This is a genomic window from Nitrobacter sp., from assembly GCF_051535235.1.
GTDB lineage: Bacteria > Pseudomonadota > Alphaproteobacteria > Rhizobiales > Xanthobacteraceae > Nitrobacter.
Map to the genome: position 1 here is coordinate 400,678 of NZ_JBPPLZ010000002.1, position 19,519 is coordinate 420,196.

18 protein-coding genes are annotated in these 19,519 nt (G+C 62.6%); 12 read left to right on the forward strand and 6 right to left on the reverse strand.

The annotated features are described in order from the left end of the window. Nucleotides 1-22: 22 nt before the first annotated feature. The gene (locus ACS3WA_RS04350; RefSeq protein ID WP_438277332.1) at nucleotides 23-352 is read left to right on the forward strand and encodes a DUF2160 domain-containing protein; all 330 of its coding nucleotides are present in this window, start codon (nucleotides 23-25) and stop codon (nucleotides 350-352) included. Between the two features lie 116 nt (nucleotides 353-468). Beyond that, entirely contained in the window at nucleotides 469-2,205 is a 1,737-nt protein-coding gene (locus ACS3WA_RS04355) for an ABC transporter substrate-binding protein (RefSeq protein ID WP_438277398.1), read from the forward strand. Nucleotides 2,206-2,322: 117 nt separating this feature from the next. Here the strand turns inward: ACS3WA_RS04355 and ACS3WA_RS04360 are convergent, their stop codons facing one another. Further along, nucleotides 2,323-2,826 carry a DUF1993 domain-containing protein gene (locus ACS3WA_RS04360; RefSeq protein ID WP_438277333.1) on the reverse strand — a complete coding sequence of 168 codons (504 nt, stop codon included), beginning with the start codon at nucleotides 2,824-2,826 and terminating at the stop codon, nucleotides 2,323-2,325. A gap of 490 nt (nucleotides 2,827-3,316) precedes the next feature. Here ACS3WA_RS04360 and soxC point away from each other — a divergent pair, with 490 nt between their 5' ends. Beyond that, complete coding sequence (gene soxC, locus ACS3WA_RS04365; protein WP_438277399.1) at nucleotides 3,317-4,594, forward strand: sulfite dehydrogenase; 1,278 nt, start codon at nucleotides 3,317-3,319, stop codon at nucleotides 4,592-4,594. Continuing rightward, the gene (locus ACS3WA_RS04370) at nucleotides 4,581-5,147 is read left to right on the forward strand and encodes a c-type cytochrome (protein WP_438277334.1); all 567 of its coding nucleotides are present in this window, start codon (nucleotides 4,581-4,583) and stop codon (nucleotides 5,145-5,147) included. The genes soxC and ACS3WA_RS04370 overlap by 14 nt, the downstream gene beginning before the upstream one ends. A 95-nt stretch (nucleotides 5,148-5,242) precedes the next feature. Here ACS3WA_RS04370 and ACS3WA_RS04375 read toward each other — a convergent pair whose 3' ends face one another. Beyond that, nucleotides 5,243-6,409: a DJ-1/PfpI family protein gene (locus ACS3WA_RS04375; RefSeq protein WP_438277335.1), complete on the reverse strand. Its 1,167-nt coding sequence runs from the start codon at nucleotides 6,407-6,409 to the stop codon at nucleotides 5,243-5,245. Between the two features lie 253 nt (nucleotides 6,410-6,662). Continuing rightward, nucleotides 6,663-8,108 (reverse strand): helix-turn-helix domain-containing protein, encoded by a 1,446-nt coding sequence (locus ACS3WA_RS04380; RefSeq protein WP_438277336.1) that lies wholly within the window; start codon nucleotides 8,106-8,108, stop codon nucleotides 6,663-6,665. Between the two features lie 168 nt (nucleotides 8,109-8,276). On the opposite strand from ACS3WA_RS04380, the gene aceA reads away from it, so the two are divergent. The 3 genes from aceA to ACS3WA_RS04395 all read left to right on the forward strand — a co-directional run bounded on the left by aceA (nucleotide 8,277) and on the right by ACS3WA_RS04395 (nucleotide 10,588). Further along, complete coding sequence (gene aceA, locus ACS3WA_RS04385) at nucleotides 8,277-9,584, forward strand: isocitrate lyase (RefSeq protein WP_438277337.1); 1,308 nt, start codon at nucleotides 8,277-8,279, stop codon at nucleotides 9,582-9,584. Nucleotides 9,585-9,596: 12 nt separating this feature from the next. Beyond that, on the forward strand, nucleotides 9,597-9,803 hold the full coding sequence (locus ACS3WA_RS04390) for a DUF4170 domain-containing protein (RefSeq protein ID WP_011509641.1): 207 nt from the start codon (nucleotides 9,597-9,599) through the stop codon (nucleotides 9,801-9,803). Between the two features lie 224 nt (nucleotides 9,804-10,027). Next, a complete protein-coding gene (locus ACS3WA_RS04395; protein WP_438277338.1) occupies nucleotides 10,028-10,588 on the forward strand; it encodes a hypothetical protein in 561 nt (186 codons plus the stop codon). 28 nt (nucleotides 10,589-10,616) lie between these two features. On the opposite strand, the gene ACS3WA_RS04400 is transcribed toward ACS3WA_RS04395, so the two are convergent. Then, nucleotides 10,617-11,771: a PQQ-dependent sugar dehydrogenase gene (locus ACS3WA_RS04400; RefSeq protein WP_438277339.1), complete on the reverse strand. Its 1,155-nt coding sequence runs from the start codon at nucleotides 11,769-11,771 to the stop codon at nucleotides 10,617-10,619. Nucleotides 11,772-11,895: 124 nt separating this feature from the next. Between ACS3WA_RS04400 and ACS3WA_RS04405 the strand changes: the two genes are divergently transcribed. Next, nucleotides 11,896-12,159, forward strand: coding sequence for a hypothetical protein (locus tag ACS3WA_RS04405; RefSeq protein ID WP_438277340.1), 264 nt, complete (start codon nucleotides 11,896-11,898; stop codon nucleotides 12,157-12,159). Nucleotides 12,160-12,165: 6 nt separating this feature from the next. Here ACS3WA_RS04405 and ACS3WA_RS04410 read toward each other — a convergent pair whose 3' ends face one another. Beyond that, complete coding sequence (locus ACS3WA_RS04410) at nucleotides 12,166-12,819, reverse strand: glutathione S-transferase family protein (protein ID WP_438277341.1); 654 nt, start codon at nucleotides 12,817-12,819, stop codon at nucleotides 12,166-12,168. Between the two features lie 161 nt (nucleotides 12,820-12,980). Next, entirely contained in the window at nucleotides 12,981-14,276 is a 1,296-nt protein-coding gene (locus tag ACS3WA_RS04415) for a glycosyltransferase family 87 protein (protein WP_438277342.1), read from the reverse strand. Between the two features lie 236 nt (nucleotides 14,277-14,512). Between ACS3WA_RS04415 and ACS3WA_RS04420 the strand changes: the two genes are divergently transcribed. The 4 genes from ACS3WA_RS04420 to ACS3WA_RS04435 all read left to right on the forward strand — a co-directional run bounded on the left by ACS3WA_RS04420 (nucleotide 14,513) and on the right by ACS3WA_RS04435 (nucleotide 19,445). Further along, the gene (locus ACS3WA_RS04420; RefSeq protein ID WP_438277343.1) at nucleotides 14,513-15,715 is read left to right on the forward strand and encodes a pyridoxal phosphate-dependent aminotransferase; all 1,203 of its coding nucleotides are present in this window, start codon (nucleotides 14,513-14,515) and stop codon (nucleotides 15,713-15,715) included. Between the two features lie 287 nt (nucleotides 15,716-16,002). After that, nucleotides 16,003-16,560, forward strand: coding sequence for a DUF992 domain-containing protein (locus tag ACS3WA_RS04425; RefSeq protein ID WP_438277344.1), 558 nt, complete (start codon nucleotides 16,003-16,005; stop codon nucleotides 16,558-16,560). A gap of 163 nt (nucleotides 16,561-16,723) precedes the next feature. Then, entirely contained in the window at nucleotides 16,724-17,206 is a 483-nt protein-coding gene (locus ACS3WA_RS04430) for a DUF992 domain-containing protein (protein ID WP_438277345.1), read from the forward strand. 163 nt (nucleotides 17,207-17,369) lie between these two features. Next, on the forward strand, nucleotides 17,370-19,445 hold the full coding sequence (locus ACS3WA_RS04435) for an elongation factor G (RefSeq protein ID WP_438277400.1): 2,076 nt from the start codon (nucleotides 17,370-17,372) through the stop codon (nucleotides 19,443-19,445). Nucleotides 19,446-19,519 lie beyond the last annotated feature (74 nt).

Here is a 19,519-nt window from a genome sequence, read left to right on the forward strand (position 1 = left end):
CGGCAAGGTCCAGGATTAGACCATGAGCCACATCGCATGGATGGCTTGGACGTGGCCGACCGCGATTTTTTTCGCGGCGCTGGCGCTGACGCTGCTGACGATGACCTATCTTGCCGCCGCCTATCCGGAAGCCGAGCGCGTCGGAATCCTGCGCATCCCGACCACGCGCGGCGATCGGTTGTTCATTTCACTGATCGCGACTGCGGTCATCCACCTGTTGTGGATCGGGTTCGCGGGGACGGATTCGATCGCGACAATTCCTGTCGGGGAAGAAGGAGTAGAAATATCGAGCCTGTGGCTCGCGACCGCTATGTCGTTCGGGGCGGCCGTGCTGATCTTCCGCACGGTCTGATGGATGAAAGGAACGGTTTCCGGACCTAAGTCGTATCCAGTGCTGCAACGGAGGAAACGAAGATGCTGAACCTGAGAAAACGAGGAAGCCCCGCAACCCAGTCGCGCCTGCTGGCGATGACGAGCGCCGCCGCGCTGGTTGCGACTTTGACGCTGGCGTCGCCTGTGCGAGCGGACGACGCCACGATCCAGAAGTGGATCGACAATGAGTTCCAGCCTTCGACCTTGTCCAAGGCCGATCAGTTGAAGGAGATGCAGTGGTTCGCCAAGGCTGCCGAACCGTTCAAGGGCATGGAGATCAACGTCGTGTCGGAAACGATCACGACGCACGAATATGAATCGAAGACGCTGGCCAAGGCCTTCACCGAGATCACGGGGATCAAGCTCAAGCACGATATCATCCAGGAAGGCGACGTCGTCGAGAAGCTGCAAACCCAGATGCAGTCCGGCAAGAACGTCTACGACGGCTGGATCAATGACTCCGATCTAATTGGCACGCACTTCCGTTACGGTCAGACCATCGCATTGTCCGACTACATGGCTGGCGAGGGCAAGGACGTCACCGATCCGATGCTCGATGTCAACGACTTCATCGGCAAGTCGTTCACCACCGCTCCGGACGGCAAGCTCTATCAACTGCCCGACCAGCAGTTCGCCAACCTCTATTGGTTCCGCTACGACTGGTTCACCAATCCCGATTACAAAGCCAGGTTCAAGGCCAAGTACGGCTACGAGCTCGGCGTGCCGGTGAACTGGTCGGCCTATGAGGACATCGCGGACTTCTTCACCAACGACATCAAGGAAATCGACGGCGTCAAGGTCTACGGCCACATGGATTACGGCAAGAAGGATCCCTCGCTCGGCTGGCGCTTTACCGACGCCTGGCTGTCGATGGCCGGCAACGGCGACAAGGGCATCCCGAACGGCAAGCCGGTCGACGAATGGGGCATCCGCATGGAGGGCTGCCGTCCGGTCGGCTCCTCGATCGAGCGGGGCGGCGACACCAACGGTCCGGCCGCGGTTTATTCGATCGTGAAGTATCTCGACTGGCTGAAGAAGTATGCACCGCCGCAGGCGCAAGGCATGACGTTCTCCGAAGCCGGGCCGGTGCCGGCGCAGGGCAACATCGCCCAGCAGATCTTCTGGTACACCGCCTTCACCGCCGACATGGTGAAGCCGGGTCTGCCGGTGATGAATGCGGACGGTACGCCGAAGTGGCGCATGGCGCCGTCGCCGCATGGCGCGTACTGGAAGGAGGGCATGAAACTCGGTTATCAGGACGCTGGCTCGCTCACGCTCCTGAAATCGACGCCACCCGATCGGCGCAAGGCCGCCTGGCTGTATCTCCAGTTCATCGTCTCCAAGACGGTCAGCTTGAAGAAGAGTCATGTCGGTCTCACCTTCATCCGTGAATCCGACATCTGGGACAAGTCGTTCACCGAGCGCGCGCCGAAGCTCGGCGGCCTGATCGAGTTCTACCGCTCGCCCGCGCGCGTGCAGTGGACGCCGACCGGCAACAACGTGCCCGATTATCCGAAGCTCGCGCAATTGTGGTGGCAGAACATCGGCGATGCCTCGTCCGGCGCCAAGACGCCGCAGCAGGCGATGGACGCGCTCGCCGCCGCCCAGGATTCGGTAATGGCCCGGATCGAGAAGTCCGGCGTGCAGGGCGCTTGCGGTCCGAAGCTCAATCCGAAGAAGACCGCCGAATACTGGTATGAAAAATCGGCAAAGGACGGCAACATCGCGCCGCAGCGCAAGCTCGCCGACGAAAAGCCGAAGGGCGAAACCATCGACTACGACACGCTGATCAAGTCGTGGCCGGCGACGCCGCCGAAGCGGGCTTCGAACTGACGCGTTTTCTTCACGCGAACTGGAATCCACGTCGCTGGAAAACGCTATAATACGAGAAAGGCCGGGAGCGATCACGGCCTTTTGCTGTAATGCGCAAAGCGCTAATCCATCGGACGTCTACTTCACGCCCATGAAATCCCGTTTGCCGAGTTCGACGCCGTTATGGCGCAGGATGTCGTAGGCGGTCGTCGCATGGAAATAGAAATTCGGTAACGCGAACTGACTGAGATATTGCTGGCCCTTCAGCGTCATCGTCTTGTCCGGGCCTGCGGGAAAGGTGACGTCGCGACCGTCCGCGCCGTCGAATTTGGCCGGCGTAACGCCCTTCACGTAATCCGTCGCTCTGGCGAGGCGCTGCTGCAAATCGTCAAATGTCTTCTCCGTGTCGGGCGTGCTCGGCACCTCCGAACCGGATAGCCGCGCGCAGGTCTTCACGGCGAAATCGCAGGCGACCTGGATCTGGCGCGTCAGCGGCAGCATGTCCGGATAGAGCCGTGCGGTCAGCAGGGTTTCGGGCGCGATCTTTCGTGCGCCCGCATGGGCTTCGGCTTTCCTGAGAATGTCGGAAAGCGCGCCGAGCGTTTGCAGGAAGGCCGGCGCGGCGGAATCGTAAAATGACATGGGAATGCCTTTGTTTGCTCTGTGGTGCGGAAGCTGACGGCGAAACAGCGGAACGTGCTGCCATCTGCAAATGGGAAGCCTTGTTCCATATCGCAACCTCCATCACGGCCGGAAAAGTCCAGCCCATGACGGTCCTTTCGACCGCATCGTCCGCGCCGCTTCATCGCAGAGAAACACGCTGTCGAGCCTACTTTGGTCGAAGCCGTGTTCACCACCATGTTAGTTCACAAGCGAGCCGAGCGGCCGCTACGCTTCATCATCCGCGAGGGATCAGCTTTGCGGAGAATTCGAGTTGAACGTCAAGCCGGGACTTCACCAGGCGTGGTGCGGTTCTCGACTGATCGTAGAATCTCTTAAGGAGAGCAACTTGAACAGCGATGAAAAGGTCGTCTACGACGACAAGGCTCGCCACATGGCCGAGCAGATGGTGATGGCCGAACAGCGCCAGATCGCCCGGCGTCTCCAGGAAGACTGCGACTGCAAGGATGGAATGTTTCCGCGTCGGATGATCTCAAGCCGGCGCGGCTTTCTGTTCGCGGCGGGATCGCTCGTCGGCGCAGCCGGTGCGGCCACGATCGCCCACGCCGAGACGGCGCAAGCGCCGCCCGGTGCCGAGTTTTTCAATGTGCCGGACGATCCGACCAAAGAGCAGGGACGCCCGGTCGCGGATCAAAGCTATGGAACGCGGTCTCAGTTCGAGACCGAAGTTCGCATGCGCTACCCGACGCCCAACGCCAACACCTCCTGGAGTCTCACTCCGCTCGACAAGGGACTGGGCAACATCACGCCCTCAGGACTCCATTTCGAGCGGCATCACGGCGGGATACCGACGATCGATCCTGCCCGGCACAACTTGCTGATCCACGGCATGGTGGATCGGCCGATGACGTTCTCGATGGCCGACATCAAGCGGCTGCCTTCGGTGACACGCAAGCATTTCATCGAGTGTTCGGGTAACGGCCTGACGGAGTGGAACAAGCCGACGATGAAGACCGTGCAGGGAACGCACGGGCTGCTCAGCACGTCCGAATGGACCGGTGTTCAGTTCGCGACGTTCGCACGCGAGACCGGATTGAAAGAAGGTGCAGCCTGGGTGCTGGCGGAGGGCGCCGACGCCGCAGTCATGACGCGCAGCATTCCGATGGAGAAAATGCTGAAGGACGCACTCATCGTCTATGGACAGAACGGTGAAGCGATCCGCCCCGAACAGGGTTATCCCCTGCGGCTTCTGCTTCCCGGTTATGAGGGAAACACCCACATCAAATGGCTGCGGAGGCTACAGGTCAGCGACAAGCCGTTCATGACGCGCGAGGAGACTTCCAAGTACACCGATCTCCTCGGAGACGGCAAGGCGCGCATCTTCACGCTCGACATGGAGGCGAAGTCGGTCATCACGTTTCCGTCCGGCGACATGAAACTGCCCGGTCCTGGTTTCTACAACGTCAGCGGTCTTGCATGGACAGGGCGCGGGCGGATCCAGTCCGTCGATGTCTCGCTCGATTCAGGAAAGACCTGGTATCCGGCGCGCCTGGAATCGCTTCCCGAGCCGATGTGCACGGTGCGCTTCAGCTTCCCATGGATGTGGGACGGCAAGGCTGCGGTGCTGCAGAGCCGCTGCATCGACGAGACCGGCTATGTCCAGCCCACGCTCAAGCAACTGGTCGCGATACGCGGTGACAATGGGCCGTTCGGTTCGGTCTATCACCTCAACGCGATCCAGAGCTGGGCCGTCAGCGAGGCGGGAGATGTGACCAATGTCCATGCGTAGGAAATATCTCGTTCTTGCGATCGGCGTCTGCCTGTTCTCCGGCGGCGCGAGCGCCCAATCGAGGATCGATCACTTCGGATTCGGTCGGGATGCGACAGCGGATGAAATGGCCAGGTATTTAGCGATCCCGCCGTCGGGCGCGGGACTTCCCGCGGGGAGCGGCACGGCAAAAGCAGGCGCGGCCATTTTTGCCAATACCTGCGCCGCCTGTCATGGCGACAAGCTGCAGGGAAATCCGGCCAAGGGCATAGGCGGTGATCGTCTGATCGGCGGGCGGGGCACGCTCGCAAGCAAGACGCCGGTCAAGACGGTGGAGAGCTACTGGCCATATGCCACGACGCTATTCGATTACATCAAGCGTGCGATGCCGTTCAATGCGCCCGGTTCGCTCAAGGACGACGACGTGTATGCGCTGGTCGCCTACATCCTGTCGGAAGCCAAGGTCATCAAACCGAACGAGACCATGGACGCGAAGACCTTGCCGAAGGTGGAGATGCCCAACAGGGACGGCTTTATCCCTGATCCCCGGCCTGAGCTTCAATTGTACCGATGAACTCCCGCGTCGGTGCGGATAAAACGTCCCGCTCCGGCAACAAGCGATGCCAGATGTGTTTGACGTCCGGGAATCCTGACCCGGCCGCGTGGACTTTATAGAGACGGAACAGCGGCTGATGACCGATCGCCGGCATATTCAAGCTGCATGGCGACGGAGTCGGCAGTCCCTCGTCCGTAGCGGGTTTCGATGGCATTAAGCACCTGAGCCAGGACGATAGCCGGCGGCTGATCGGTGATCGCCGGGAGCCGATACTGGGCGGGCCAGTCCGTCGTAATCCGATCCGGGACGAGGCGGATGCCGTTGCGAGTGCGGAGGTCGGCGGCGGGAGCGAACGTGATCGCATGCGAGCGATAGGTCCGCGACCAGGCATCCGCGACCAGCGCCAGCGACACCTCGTCAACGCCGGGCTTGAGTTCGATGCCGAGTTGCTCGCGGTTCCAGAACGCGATGGTGTTGAAGATCGCTGTCAATGCGAACGGACGCGTGAAGCGGAAGGCGTCGCTGTCGTGGCTCGCATCCCACCGGGGAAGGCCAATTTCGCGGCCGACTGCCTCAGCCTTGTCTCGCCCTGCAATGGCCTCGATGAGGGCGAGTGACATCGGCATGGATGCGGAAATCCCTGTCGTCGTTGCGACGCCGCGATCGACAACTATCCTGCGATCGGGGACGTAGCGGATGGCGGGATGCTTGTCGCGCAACTCCTTGAGGTAATACCAATGGGTCGTCGTGCGTCTGCCGTCGAGCAGTCCGGTATTGCCCACAACCTTGGCGCCGGCGCAGACGCCGATAATGATGGCGCCCTTTTCCGCCTGGCTCCTGATCCACTCCAGGGCCGTTGGATCGTCGTCGCGGCTCATGGCAGGGACAATGACGTAGTCGGCGCCTTCCGGATGCTGCCTGTCGAAGTCAGCAGCCGTCGCTTGCGGCTCAACCTTGAGCGCCGGAAAGAGCGTCACTGTTCCCGGCCTCGTCGCCAGCATCACCACGTCGGCGACGTCGGCACGTCGAAGGATGCCATAGGGCATCAGATAATCGGTAGCCTCGGTGGCGTCGTTGATGCCCAGGATTGCGACCAGCGGCCGCTGGCGCTTGGGCGGCTTCAAGGCCACGATGGCGGCGTCGATTTCCTGACGTGCGATCGGCGGCATTGCCTTGCCCGGCGATGGCACCGGAGGCAGCGTGGCTATCCAGACCGCGCCAGCCATCGCGAAGAGAACCAAAGCGGCTGGACCTGCCCATAACACGAATGATCGCTTCATGCTGGGATGCTCCAATAGTCGACGGTGCAAGACTCCTCAGTGGCGAAGCTCTGGATTGTTGATGCGTTTTCTTCACGCGCACCGGATTTATCCTCGGGTCAGGCCAAGGATATGCTTCGCTCGAAAACGCTAATTGCGCGCGCAGCGGCAGGTTCCAAGGAATCAATACCCCAGGTCACGCGATTTCAACTTGCGCCGGCGAAGATTTCCAGATCGCCGCTAACGCTTCCTCCCGAATGACGAAGGAAAATCCTCACACCTCCCTCGCATTCGAAAACGCAAAGCTCGTCACGCGCCGCGTGGTTTCATCCAAAATCAGCGTGCGGGTGATCGGCGGCTCGGCGCGCTGGGCGCAGTTCTCGCGCTCGCACAGCCGGCAGTTGACGCCGATCGGCGTGCCTTCGGCGTTGTCGAGGTCCATGCCCGCGGCATAAACCAGCCTTGATGCGTGTCTGATTTCGCAGCCCAGGCCGATGGCGAAGCGCGGCTGCGCCTGCGGATGCGGCGCAACCGGACGGCGCACCATCTGCGCGATCGAGAAATAGCGGCTGCCGTCGGGCAGTTCGATCACCTGCTTCAAAAGACGATCGGGCGTATCGAAGGTGGAGTGGACGTTCCACAAGGGGCAGGTGCCGCCGAATTTCGAGAACGGAAACGTGCCCGACGAGAAACGCTTGGAGACGTTGCCGGCGTTGTCGACGCGCAGCATGAAGAACGGCACGCCGCGCGCGTTTGGCCGTTGCAGCGTGGTCAGGCGATGGCACACTTGCTCGAAGCCTGTGTTGAATCGCTGCGCCAGGACGTGGATGTCGTAGCCGAGCGATTCCGCGGCCGCATGGAAGGCCTGGTAGGGCATCAGCACACAACCGGCGAAATAGTTCGCCAGCGTGATGCGGTAGAGCCGGCGTGATGTGTCGTCGAGTGGGCCGGCGCGCGCGATGATCGTGTCAAAAGCGGGCGTGCATTCGGCGAGTCCGATCTGGAACGCAAGCTGGAAGGCGCGACCGGGTCCGTCCGCCAGTTCGGAAATCAGAAGTTGGCGGCGGTGACGGTCGAATCGGCGCAGCGTTTCGCGCATGACGTCCACCGGCATGATGCGCGTCTGAATCGAATGCTTTTCCCGCAGCCGCACGCTCAGCGCCACGAAAAGTTCCTGCGCCGGAACGTTGATCTCGTCGCGCAGGTTTTCCGCCGCCTGTTCGAGTTCAGGGAAATAATTGCGATTGGCCTCGATCAGGTCGCGCACGCGCTCGATCGGATTGGTCTCAAAGCGCGCGCCTTCGTCGCGGTCGGCAAACTGTGCGGCGGCCAGCGTCTCGCCGCGCCGCGCCTCGGTGTAGGCGGCATAGAGGCGCTGCAGCGCATGAGTCACGCCGGGGCACAGTTCGGCCAGATCGCGCAGTTCCTGCTTCGGGATGTCGATCCGCCGGAACAGCGGATCGGAAAAGATCTCGTTCAATTCGGCAAAGAAGCGATCCTCGTGGGCAGTGGCGAGATCGCGCAGATCGAGGTCGTAGGTTTCCGCGAGACGAAGCAGGATCTGAGCGGTGACCGGGCGCTGGTTGCGCTCGATCAGATTGACGTAGCTCGGAGAGATGCCGAGTCCCTCCGCCATCTGGGTCTGCGACAGCCCAAGCTGTTGCCGGATACGGCGGAACCGCGGGCCGACGAAGAGCTTTTTACCCGAAACCGTTGCCATACTGGCTCTCGTTTATGACAAGAATTACAAAATAACATCTATGACGTGAATATATGTTACATGACATCATCATTTGAGATCAAGCCGTCTATACGAATTGATTTGATTGGCGTTTATCTAGAGCCACGTTTTGCAACGCAATGTCACGAATGTGGACTGGAGACAATGATGTCAAAGACCTTTGAGCAGCTCGTTCCCGCCCCCAAGGGCCGTTTCGAGGGAATCAGCCGTCCGTACACCCCTGAGGAGGTCGAGCGGCTGCGCGGCTCGGTGGAGATCAAGTACACGCTCGCAGAAAAAGGCGCGAACCGGCTGTGGAAGCAACTCAACGAGATGCCCTATGTGAACTCGCTCGGCGCCGTCACCGGCAACCAGGCGATGCAGCAGGCGCGCGCCGGCCTGCCCGCGATCTATCTCTCAGGCTGGCAGGTCGCCGCGGACGCCAATACTGCGGGCACGATGTATCCTGACCAGAGCCTTTATCCGGCCAATGCAGGGCCTGAGCTTTGTCGCCGTATCAACCGCACCTTCCAGCGCGCCGACCAGATCGAGCACGCCGAAAGCGGTGCCAAGATCGACTGGTTCGTGCCCATCGTGGCCGATGCGGAAGCCGGCTTCGGCGGACCGCTCAACTCCTTCGAGATCATGAAAGCATATATCGAGGCAGGCGCGGCCGGCGTCCATTTCGAGGACCAGCTCGCATCGGAAAAGAAGTGCGGCCACATGGGCGGCAAGGTGCTGATCCCGACCGCCGCGCATGAGCGCAACCTGATCGCCGCGCGGCTCGCCGCCGACGTCTGCGGCGTGCCGACTTTCGTGCTGGCGCGCACCGACGCCGAAAGCGCCAAGCTCATCACCTCGGACATCGACGAGCGCGACCACGAGTTCATCACCGGCGAACGCACGGCGGAAGGCTTCTATCGCCTCAAGCCCGGCAGCGGTCTCGATCACTGCATCAAGCGCGGGCTGTCGTTTGCGAAGTACGCTGATCTTCTGTGGTGGGAGACTTCCAAGCCCGACCTCGACGGCGCGCGCAAGTTCGCCGAAGCCGTGAAGAAGGTCTATCCGAACAAGCTGCTGGCCTATAACTGCTCGCCCTCGTTCAACTGGGAAGCCAATCTGGACAAGGACACCATCGCGCAGTTCCAGAAGGAGATCGCCGCGATGGGCTACAAATTCCAGTTTGTCACGCTGGCGGGCTTCCACTCGCTCAACCACGGCATGTTCGAACTGGCGCGTGGCTACAAGGCCGAAGGCATGGCGGCCTATTCCCGTTTGCAGCAGGCCGAGTTCGCCTCGGAGCAGTTCGGCTATTCGGCGACGCGCCATCAGCGCGAGGTCGGCACCGGCTACTTCGATCTGGTCTCGACCACGATCAGCGGCGGTCAGTCGTCGACGACCGCGCTTCACGACTCCACCGAAGCCGCGCAGTTCAAATCGCAGGGTTCGGATATCAGGGCTCAGGCGGCCGAATAAGAGGAGGCTTTCATGACTGGCAGCAATTTCTGGGTGATCGGCGGCGAGTTCGGTTCGATGAATTTCCACAAGCTCGTGGAAGGCTCGGCGCAGGTCCAGGGTCCGTTCAAGACGAGGAAGGAAGCCGAGGACGCCTGGCGGGTGGTGTCGGAAGAAAACCGTCACCGCGCCGGCGTGCGCTTCTCCATCGTGGAAGAGCCCAATCGCATGGCGAGCTGACGCGCCAATCTTCACGTAGAAACGTCCAGGGAAGCGGACGGCCCTGCCCGGGCAACCGGGGCGGGGCCGTTCGTTTTTTGGCAGCGATGTGCCAGGCGGATCGCCGGTTTCGTTGGCTATAAGCCTTTGATCTTCAATGGCCTTTGCGGAAAACGCTGTTGCTGCTAGGTTGCATGGTTACCGGCGGGTTAATGGCGGCCGGGTTCTGCGGGAGAGGCGACTGAATGTCGGACGCACCGGGCAAGGGAACGGGGGCGGCGGAAACCGTCAAGCCCACGCGGCTGCGCGATGCGCTGCGCCGGGCTCGGATCGAGGCTGCTGATCGCACCGGCGTCGTCGTCGACCTGCGCGATGCGGAAGAGGCGCGGCTCGAGATCCTGAATGAGGCACTCGATCCGCTGTTTGCGGAGGTGCCCGACCAGATTGATCTGTTCGAGCGCGGCATCAGTCACGGTGACACGCCACGGCTGTGGATCGACGTGGTGGCGCATGTCCTGATGGGCCGCGACAAGCGCATGTACCGTTTCGTCCAGGATACCCGTCATGGCCGGATCGTGCTCGCGGAATCCCACGACGTGGCCGCGGTCGCGGACGCCGTCACCGATTATGTCGCCCGCCGCATGATCGAGCGCGAGCGTGCGCTGGCGGCGACATCGACGACGCCGCAGCAAGTTGAGGCGCAAGAACCGCGCCGCAGCCGCTTCTGGGCGTTCGCATTCGGATTCATCGCCGGCATTGTCGCATTGTTCGGGCTCGCGCTCGTCGCGGCGCTCAGGAGCCCATAACGCGCGGCGGCCTTGATCGTGGCGTGGTTCACTTCCCCGCCGGCGAGACCCGCAGGATACGCCCGTCCGCATTATCGGTCAAAAGCCACAACGCCCCGTCCGGGCCCTGCCTGACATCGCGGATGCGCTCGTTGAGATTTTGCAGGAGCCGCTCCTCGGCGGTGACGGCATTGCCATTGAGCGAAAGCCGCACCAGCATCTTGCCCGCCAGCGCGCCGGTGAACAGGCTGCCTTGCCATCCCGGAAACAGCGTTCCGGTATAGAACGCCATGCCGGAAGGCGCGATCGACGGCACCCAGTATTTGATCGGCTGCTCCATGCCGGGCTTCGATGTGCTCTCATGGATCTTCGCGCCGTTGTAATCGATGCCGTAGCCGATCACCGGCCAGCCATAGTTCTTGCCTTTGCCGATGATGTTGACCTCGTCGCCGCCGCGCGGGCCATGCTCTATCTCCCAGAGATCGCCGGTCGCGGGATTGAACGCGAGGCCTTGTCCGTTGCGGTGGCCGTAGCTCCAGATTTCCGGACGCGCGCTGTCATGGCCGACGAACGGATTGTCCCGCGGCACCGAGCCGTCGGGTGCGATCCGGACCAGCTTGCCGTTGTCGACGCGAAGGTTCTGCGCCTCGTCACGCGGGCCGAAATGGTCGCCGAGCGTGACGTAAAGATCGCCGTCGCGCGCGCCTTGCGCAATACGGCAGCCATGATTGGCCTGGCCGCCGGGGCCGACCTGCGTGAAGATCACCTTCACCTGATCGAGCGCGGTGGCATCCTCATTAAGCCGCGCCCGGGCGACGGAGGCATTGCCGCCGCTATCGGCGGAGTAACAGATATAGAGCGTGCGATTGTCCGCAAAGTCGCGGTCGAGCGCGACGTCGAGCAGGCCCGCCTGGCCCCTGACATAGGGCTTCGGCACGCCCTTCAGGGGTGACGACAATACGCCATCGGGAGTGACGATGCGGATGCGCCCCGGACGTTCGGTCACCAGCATCCGTCCGTCCGGCAGGAAGGCGAGAGCCCAGGGATTGACCAGGCCGCTGGCGATGGTTTGCACCTGAAGCTGCCCGGCCGACGATTTGAATGCCGTGCTTTCGGCGCGCACGCCGGCGGCGTTCCCGAACAGAGCGGTCAGCACGATGGCTGCACTTAGCACGACCGTAGCCCACGCGTTGGATGCTCTCATCGAATCGTCCCGTCGTCGAGCGGATAATCCCGACGACAAACGCCGGTGACCGCAAAAAGATCACGAGGCGCGATCCGCGAAAACCCGATCGGTTCAGGCGGGGATCGGCACAGTCATCGAGACCTTGATCGATATCATCGCGAAGGCCAGGCAAAGGCAAATAGCGGCGGCCGCAATCGCCAGCGACGCGGCGACCGCCTTGGTCAGGCGCGGGGAGGCGAGGCGTGTGATGGGTGCCACAAACCCACTACTCGTGCTCTGCGATCGCATCGTTCATCAATCCTTCGAGGACGAATCACTCGCAATGCGCGAGTCTTTCACCTTGCGCGGGCAGGATTGGGGCAGCGGCGGCATGAAAGATGTCCAAAGCAAGGCTAGCGCCGGCTGAACGCGATCAGGTGCTGGCGGCGATGCCGGCCGTCGCATTCCCCGACGGGGCGGCGCGCCCGTCCATGCCCGCAAAGCCGGGCTGCTGTTCGATCCGTCGCAGCCAGGTGCGGATCGAAGGAAACGCGGTGAGGTCGAAGTCGCACTTGTCGGCGACATGGGTGTAGGCATAAAGCGCGATGTCGGCGATGGTGAGTTGCTCGGCGGCGAAGAAGTCGTGGGTTCTCAGATGATTCTCCATGACCTGAAGCGCCGCATAGCCGCGCTCCATCCAGTCATCCAGCGCATGGGTTTGCAGATCGCGGCCGCCCTTCACCAGCGAGAGCCAGAAATAGGCGGCGCCGATATTGGGCTCCAGCGCGTGCTGTTCGAAGAACATCCACTGCAGCGCTTCGGCTCGCTCGATCGGGGAGTCCGGAGCCAGCGCGGTTCCGAGCGCGACATACCACAGGATCGCATTGGACTCCGCCAGGTAGCGTCCTTCCTCCACCTCCAGCAAGGGCACCTGTCCGCTCGGATTCTTCGCGAGAAAATCCGGCGTGCGGCTTTCGCCGCGCAGGATATCGACCTCGACGGCCTGATAGGGCGCGCCAAGCAAGGACAGCGCAAGGCGAACCTTGTAGCTGTTTCCCGAGCGTTGCATCGAATAGAGCTTATACATGCGGGGAATGGCTGGATCCGTTCGGGCCGAAGAAGCGGGCTGGTTCTGCACGGGTAAACAATGATGCGGCCGGCGGCGCATCGCAAGGGCTGGAACGGTCTGATCGTTCAACACATGCGAAAAGCCCGATAGCTGCTGCCGCCGCGCGTTTCAGGAGAAAATCATGTCGGCAAACCGCGCGGATCGATATCACATGCGCGCGAGTTCGCGGTTCCGGAGCGCTGATCCTGGCGGTCGCGCCACGCGCGACGGAGCGTGAGCGCATAGAGCGCAAGCAGAGCGATCGCGCCGAGCGGTATGCCCGTCGCACCGGCCACGGTGCGGGCAAGCAGCGGCGACGCCCATGCCGCCGCCAGCACATTGATTTCGAAATCCCGGAAGCCGCCGGCGAACCCGAGAGTCGTCATGAATGCGATCGCCGGCGCGAGGATCGTCAGGTCGTAGTCGAGCGTGTGCGGCGAAGCCAGAAGAGCGGCGATGATCAGGATCGCGGCCTTGAGATTGTTGTCGTAACGGCCGCGCCAGATCCATGCGACGCCGCAGATCGTTGCGGCCGATGTCAGGCCCTGGGCGATATAGGCGAGAGATAAGCCGCCGCCCCACATCCGTATCGCGGCGAACACGCTCTGCAGTTTCTCGAACCCGACGCTGCCTTGTTCCAGCAACAGCCGGCGCGACACATCGGTCGATGCGAGAAAGGCGAACCACACATCGGTGCCGAATGCGAGCGAAGCGATCAACGCAAGCACGATCACCGCGAGCGTCGCCGCGGCAACGGTTCGCCAATGGCCGGACACGATCAGCGCGACCGGAATCACCAGCGCGAATTGCGGCTTGTAGGCGAGACAGCCGAACAGCAGGCCGGAGAGCAGCGGCCGTGTCGGCAAGGTGAGCAATGCCGCGCCGAACAAGCCGGCGGTGAGCAGGCCGTTCTGACCGTGGCCGACATTGATGAAAATGGCCGGAAAGGCGAGCGCGGGAAAGATCCAGATGGCGGCCGGATCGCCGCGCGCCTGCCGCAGGGGCCGGAGAATCGCGGCGATCACGCCGAGATAAAAGGCGAATGTCGCCGCCTGCCACACCGCGAGCGCGATCGGATAGGGCATCAGCGCCAGCGGCGCTGCGAGCAGGAGAAAGAGCGGCGGATAGAACCAGGCGTAATAGGGTACGCCGGCGCCGAAGATCTGCTGCTCGCGCGCGTAATGCGCAGCCATGTCGTAGACCTCGACCGCACGCCCTTCGAGTGCGAGCGATCCGGCAGCGTAGAAGCTGGAGAAGTCGGTGCCGAGCGGTTTACCCTGGGGGTCGATCAGGCCATGGGACAGCGCGACCCATATCACCGCTGCGACCACGTAGAAACCGAGCAGCATGATGCTGTAGCCGCGGACGCGCTCGACCGTCAGCCACGCACCGGTCCGAAGGTTGTCCGTTAAGCCAGCTTGCCAGAAATAAGTCATTTCGCTGTTTAAATTTGCGAATATTTCGCAACGCTGCAGGGAAAATGCTGCGAGGACATGCGACGTCTGCACACTAGCCGCCGCGCTTTAATGTTTCCTGAAGCGGAAGAGACCAAAAAGTTATAGCCAATCTTCTTGCGGTGCAGCGGAACGCGATTTAGTGTGCATCGATCTCATCATGAAGATTTGTGACAGTCGCGGCGTTGCTGGATCACGGCGCCCGTATGGAGACGATGATGCCTTTTCTCTCTGCTGCGCTCGATCGTGTGAAGCCGTCCGCGACCATCGCGGTCACGGATAAAGCGCGTCGGCTCAAGGCGGAGGGACGGAACGTCATTGGCCTCGGCGCGGGCGAGCCGGATTTCGATACGCCGGCCAATATCAAGCTGGCGGCGGTCCATGCGATCGAGGCCGGCAAGACCAAGTATACGGCGGTCGATGGCATCCCAGAGTTGAAGGAAGCGATATCAGCCAAATTCGAGCGCGAGAACGGCCTGACCTACAAGCCGAACCAGATCATCGTCGGCACCGGCGGCAAGCAGGTTCTCTACAACGCGCTGATGGCGACGATCAATCCGGGCGACGAGGTCATCATTCCCGCGCCGTACTGGGTCAGCTATCCCGAGATGGTGGCGCTGGCGGGCGGCGAATCCGTGCCCGTCATTTGCACGGCGGAATTCGGTTTCAAGCTGCAGGCCGACGCGCTGGAGCGGGCGATCACGCCGAGGACGAAGTGGATCATCCTCAACTCGCCGTCGAATCCGACCGGCGCGGCCTATACGCGCGCCGAGTTGAAAGCCCTGACCGACGTGCTGGTGAAGCACCCGCAGGTCTGGGTGATGACCGACGACATGTACGAGCATCTGGTCTATGACGACTTCGAATTCACCACGCCCGCGCAGGTCGAGCCGAAACTGTTCGACCGCACGCTGACGGTGAACGGCGTGTCGAAGGCCTACTGCATGACCGGCTGGCGGATCGGCTATGCCGGCGGCCCCGCGCAACTCATCAAGGCGATGGCGACGATCCAGTCGCAGTCGACCTCGAACCCGTCGTCGATCTCACAGTGGGCGGCGGTCGAGGCGCTGAACGGGCCGCAGGAGTTCATCGGTGCGAACAACAAGGTGTTCAAGGAGCGCCGCGACCTCGTGGTGGCGATGCTGAACCAGGCCAAGGGCATCGATTGTCCGCGGCCGGAAGGCGCGTTCTACGTCTATCCCTCCTGCGCCGGAACCATCGGCAAGACCACGCCGTCGGGCAAAAAGCTCGAGACCGACGTGGATTTTGTCACCGAACTGCTGGAGGCCGAAGGTGTTGCAGTGGTGCAGGGCTCGGCCTTCGGTCTAGGCCCGGCGTTCCGGATTTCCTATGCGACCAAAACCGCCGATCTCGAGGATGCCTGCAACCGCATCCAGCGTTTCTGCGGCAGCTTGCGCTGACGGCTGCCTCCGTCGTCGCGTTATCACATGTCGTCCCTGCGCAGGCAGGGAGCCATGTCCTCGTCACCATGTCTTTGTCACCGAGGTGAAGATGCGAGACTGTGTTGAGCCTCGCGCCATCTTGCAGATGTCGCGTAACTTCGCTGGCTCTGCTTTTCGGCCCTTCATTAAGTTTTAGCAACGTTGCCGGCATTTTGATGCCGCGATGTGGCAGCCGCCTTGTTTTGGACACGGCGGTTCCATCATGTTCCACCCACCTTTCCCAACTTCCCAGCGGAGATCAACTCATGCGTTTCCCAAGACTTCTTGCCGTGGCCGCCGTGACGCTCGTGGCGTCGGTTGCGGGCGCCCATGCCCAACATCGTCAGGTTCAGGCCGGAATCCTCGAATGCGAGGGCGGTCAGAACGTGGGCTATGTGGTCGGCTCGACGACGGAATTGCAGTGCGTCTTTCGCAGTAACTCCGGCGCGCCGCTTGAACCCTATATCGCGCGGGTGCAGCGTTTCGGCCTCGACCTTGGCGTAACGTCGCAGACCGGGCTCGCATGGGTGGTCAATGCACCGAGCCACAGGCTCGGCCCCGGCGCATTGGCCGGTCACTTCGGCGGGGTCGGCGCCAACGCCACGGTCGGCGTCGGCATCGGCGCCAACCTGCTGGTCGGCGGATCCGACAACTCGATTTCGCTGCAGCCGCTGAGCCTGCAGGGCCAGACCGGCCTCAGTGCGGTGGCTGGCGTCGTGGACGTCGATCTGCGTCCGGCGGATATGCGTCCGACGCCTCGCTACAAGCGGCATCGGCATCACCATCGCCGTCATCATCACCATCACCATCGGCATCATAGCTGATCGGATCGGACGAAGACCCGAGAGAGGCCCGCGACAGCGGGCCTCTTTTTTGATGTTCATGGCTGCAAGTTCGCGTCTGGCGAGAGGCGGGCCGCTGTGCAATAAAATGCGCACGCCATAAGTGTGGCGATCGGTGTCTGCATCACTTTCATCCGGAGTTTTCATGCGCGGAATTCCAGTTCTGACGGGCGCTGCGGCGGCGGTCGTCATGTCGATCGCGGGCGCTCTTGCGCAGCAGCCCGCTGAGCGCGTCAAGGTCGGCGTTCTCGAATGCCGCGGCGCAGCCAGCGTCGGGTTTATCGTCGGTTCGGTGACCAATCTCGGCTGCGTGTTTCACATGGAGGGCCTGCCCGAAGATCGCTATGTCGCGACGATCCGCAAAGTCGGCGTCGATCTCGGCATCACCCAGGAATCGGCGCTGGCCTGGGCCGTTTACGCGCCAGTGGCGCGGCTCGGCCCCGGCGATCTCTCCGGCGACTACGCGGGCGCGCAAGGCAGTGCCTCGATCGGCGTCGGACTTGGCGGCAACGTGCTGATCGGTGGCTCCGCCAACTCGATTGCCCTGCAACCGCTCAGCATACAGGGGCAGGTCGGCCTCAACATTGCGGCCGGTCTCGCCGCGCTGGAATTGCGTCCGGGGCGTTGACAACTTTTGGGGAGCCCGGATTTGCTCCCCGCAGCGATTGAAACCGCCATTTCCGCGCCTCACCTTGCCGCACGATGTTTTCCCGCTTGCCAAAACCGGAGCGCGGGAGGAGCATCATCGTGCCGACCCAATCATGGGCCGACTTCCCAATCACGAGGCGGCAATGGGACCAGACCTCAGAGGTCCGCAAGGCACCCCCCAAGGCACCCAAGCATCGGGCCCCCGGTGCATTGCGCTGGTGGGCCCTTTCCAGAGCGGTAAAACCACCCTTCTCGAAGCGATCCTTGCCCGAACGGGCGCAATCCCCAAAGCAGGCAGTGTCGATCAGGGCACCAGCGTCGGCGACGCCAGCGCCGAAGCACGCCAGCACAAGATGGGCGTCGGGCTGACCTCAGCCACCACCAGTTTCATGGGCGAAACCTATTCCTTTATCGACTGTCCGGGTTCGATCGAATTCGCACACGACATGCGCGCGGCGATCCCCGCGGTCGATGCCGCCGTCGTGGTCTGCGAGGCCGATGAGCGCAAGCTGCCGCAGTTGCAGATCATCCTGCGTGAGCTGGAAGACCAGAACATTCCCCGATTTCTGTTTCTCAACAAGATCGACAAGGCGAACAAGCGAATTCGTGAAACGCTGGCGACGTTGCAGCCGGCGTCACGGACGCCGCTGGTATTGCGCCAGATTCCGATCTGGAACGGCGACCTGATCGCCGGCTTCGTCGATCTCGCGCTGGAGCGCGCCTTCGTCTATCGCGAACACATGGCCTCCGAAGTGGTCCAACTGGACGGCGGCGATCTCGACCGCGAAAAGGAAGCCCGCTTCTCGATGCTGGAGAAACTCGCCGATCACGATGACGCGCTGATGGAGCAATTGCTCGAGGATATCCCGCCGCCGCGCGACGCGGTGTTCGACGATCTCGCGCGCGAATTGCGCGAAGGCCAGATCTGCCCGGTGCTGCTCGGTTCGGCTGCGCGCGAGAACGGCGTGCTGCGGCTGATGAAGGCGCTGCGGCACGAGGCTCCCGGCATCGGCGCGACCGCGAAGCGCATGGGCGTGGCCGGCAGCAAGGAGGCGCTGGCCTACGTTTTCAAGACCGTGCACCTTCAGCATGGCGGCAAGCTGTCGCTGGCGCGGGTACTGACAGGTCGTTTCGACGATGGCGCCGCGGTGCTGGCGTCGTCCGGCGAGGGCGGAAAAATCTCCGGCATTCTCGCCGCGACCGGCGCGCAGGAGACCAAGCGTGCATCGGCTGAAGCCGGCGAGATGATCGCGTTCGGCAAGCTCGAGGCCGTGAAGACCGGCGATACGCTGACGACCGCAAGGGTCGCGCCGCCGTCGCTGGTCAGCCTCGCGGCGGCCGCGCCGGTGCTGGCGATGGCGCTTGCGGCCGGAGACCGCAAGGACGATGTCAAGCTCGGGCAGGCTCTCGCCAAGCTCAACGAGGAAGATCCCTCGCTTGCCGTCATTCACAATGCGCAGACCCACGATACCGTGCTGTGGGGGCAGGGCGAGATGCATCTGCGCGTCGCGCTGGAGCGACTGCACGATCGCTTCGGCGTCAACGTGAAATCGCATCCGCCCGCGATCGGCTATCAGGAGACCATCCGCAAATCCATGACCCAGCGCGGACGCCACAAGAAACAGTCCGGCGGACATGGCCAGTTCGGCGACGTAGTTCTGGAAATCACCCCGCTACCGCGCGGTTCGAACTTTGTTTTCGTCGACAAGATCGTCGGCGGCGCGGTGCCGCGCAACTATATCGGCGCGGTGGAGGAAGGCGTGGTGGACGGACTCTCGCGAGGCCCGCTCGGCTTTCCCGTGATCGATGTGCAGGTGACGCTGGTCGACGGCTCCTATCACAGCGTCGACTCCTCGGATCAGGCCTTCCGTACGGCGGCGCGCATCGGCGTGACCGAGGCCCTGCCTCAATGTCAGCCGGTGCTGCTGGAGCCGATCCATGTGGTCGAGATCGTTTGTCCGAGCGAGGCGACCGCGAAGATCAACGCCATCCTGTCGGCGCGGCGCGGCCAGATTCTCGGCTTCGATACCCGTGAGGGCTGGACCGGCTGGGACTGCGTGCGCGCCATGATGCCGGAAGCCGAGATCGGCGATCTCATTGTCGAACTGCGGTCGGCGACGGCGGGAGCGGGGAGTTTTACCCGCCAGTTCGATCGCATGGCTGAAGTCAACGGCCGGGCCGCGGACCAGATCATTGCCGCGCGTCGGGTCGCCGCTTAGAGTCTGTTTGGAAAGTCACCCGGCACCTCCCGACCGTTCCCCGGACGCAGCGCAGCGTGAAACGGTGCGCTGCT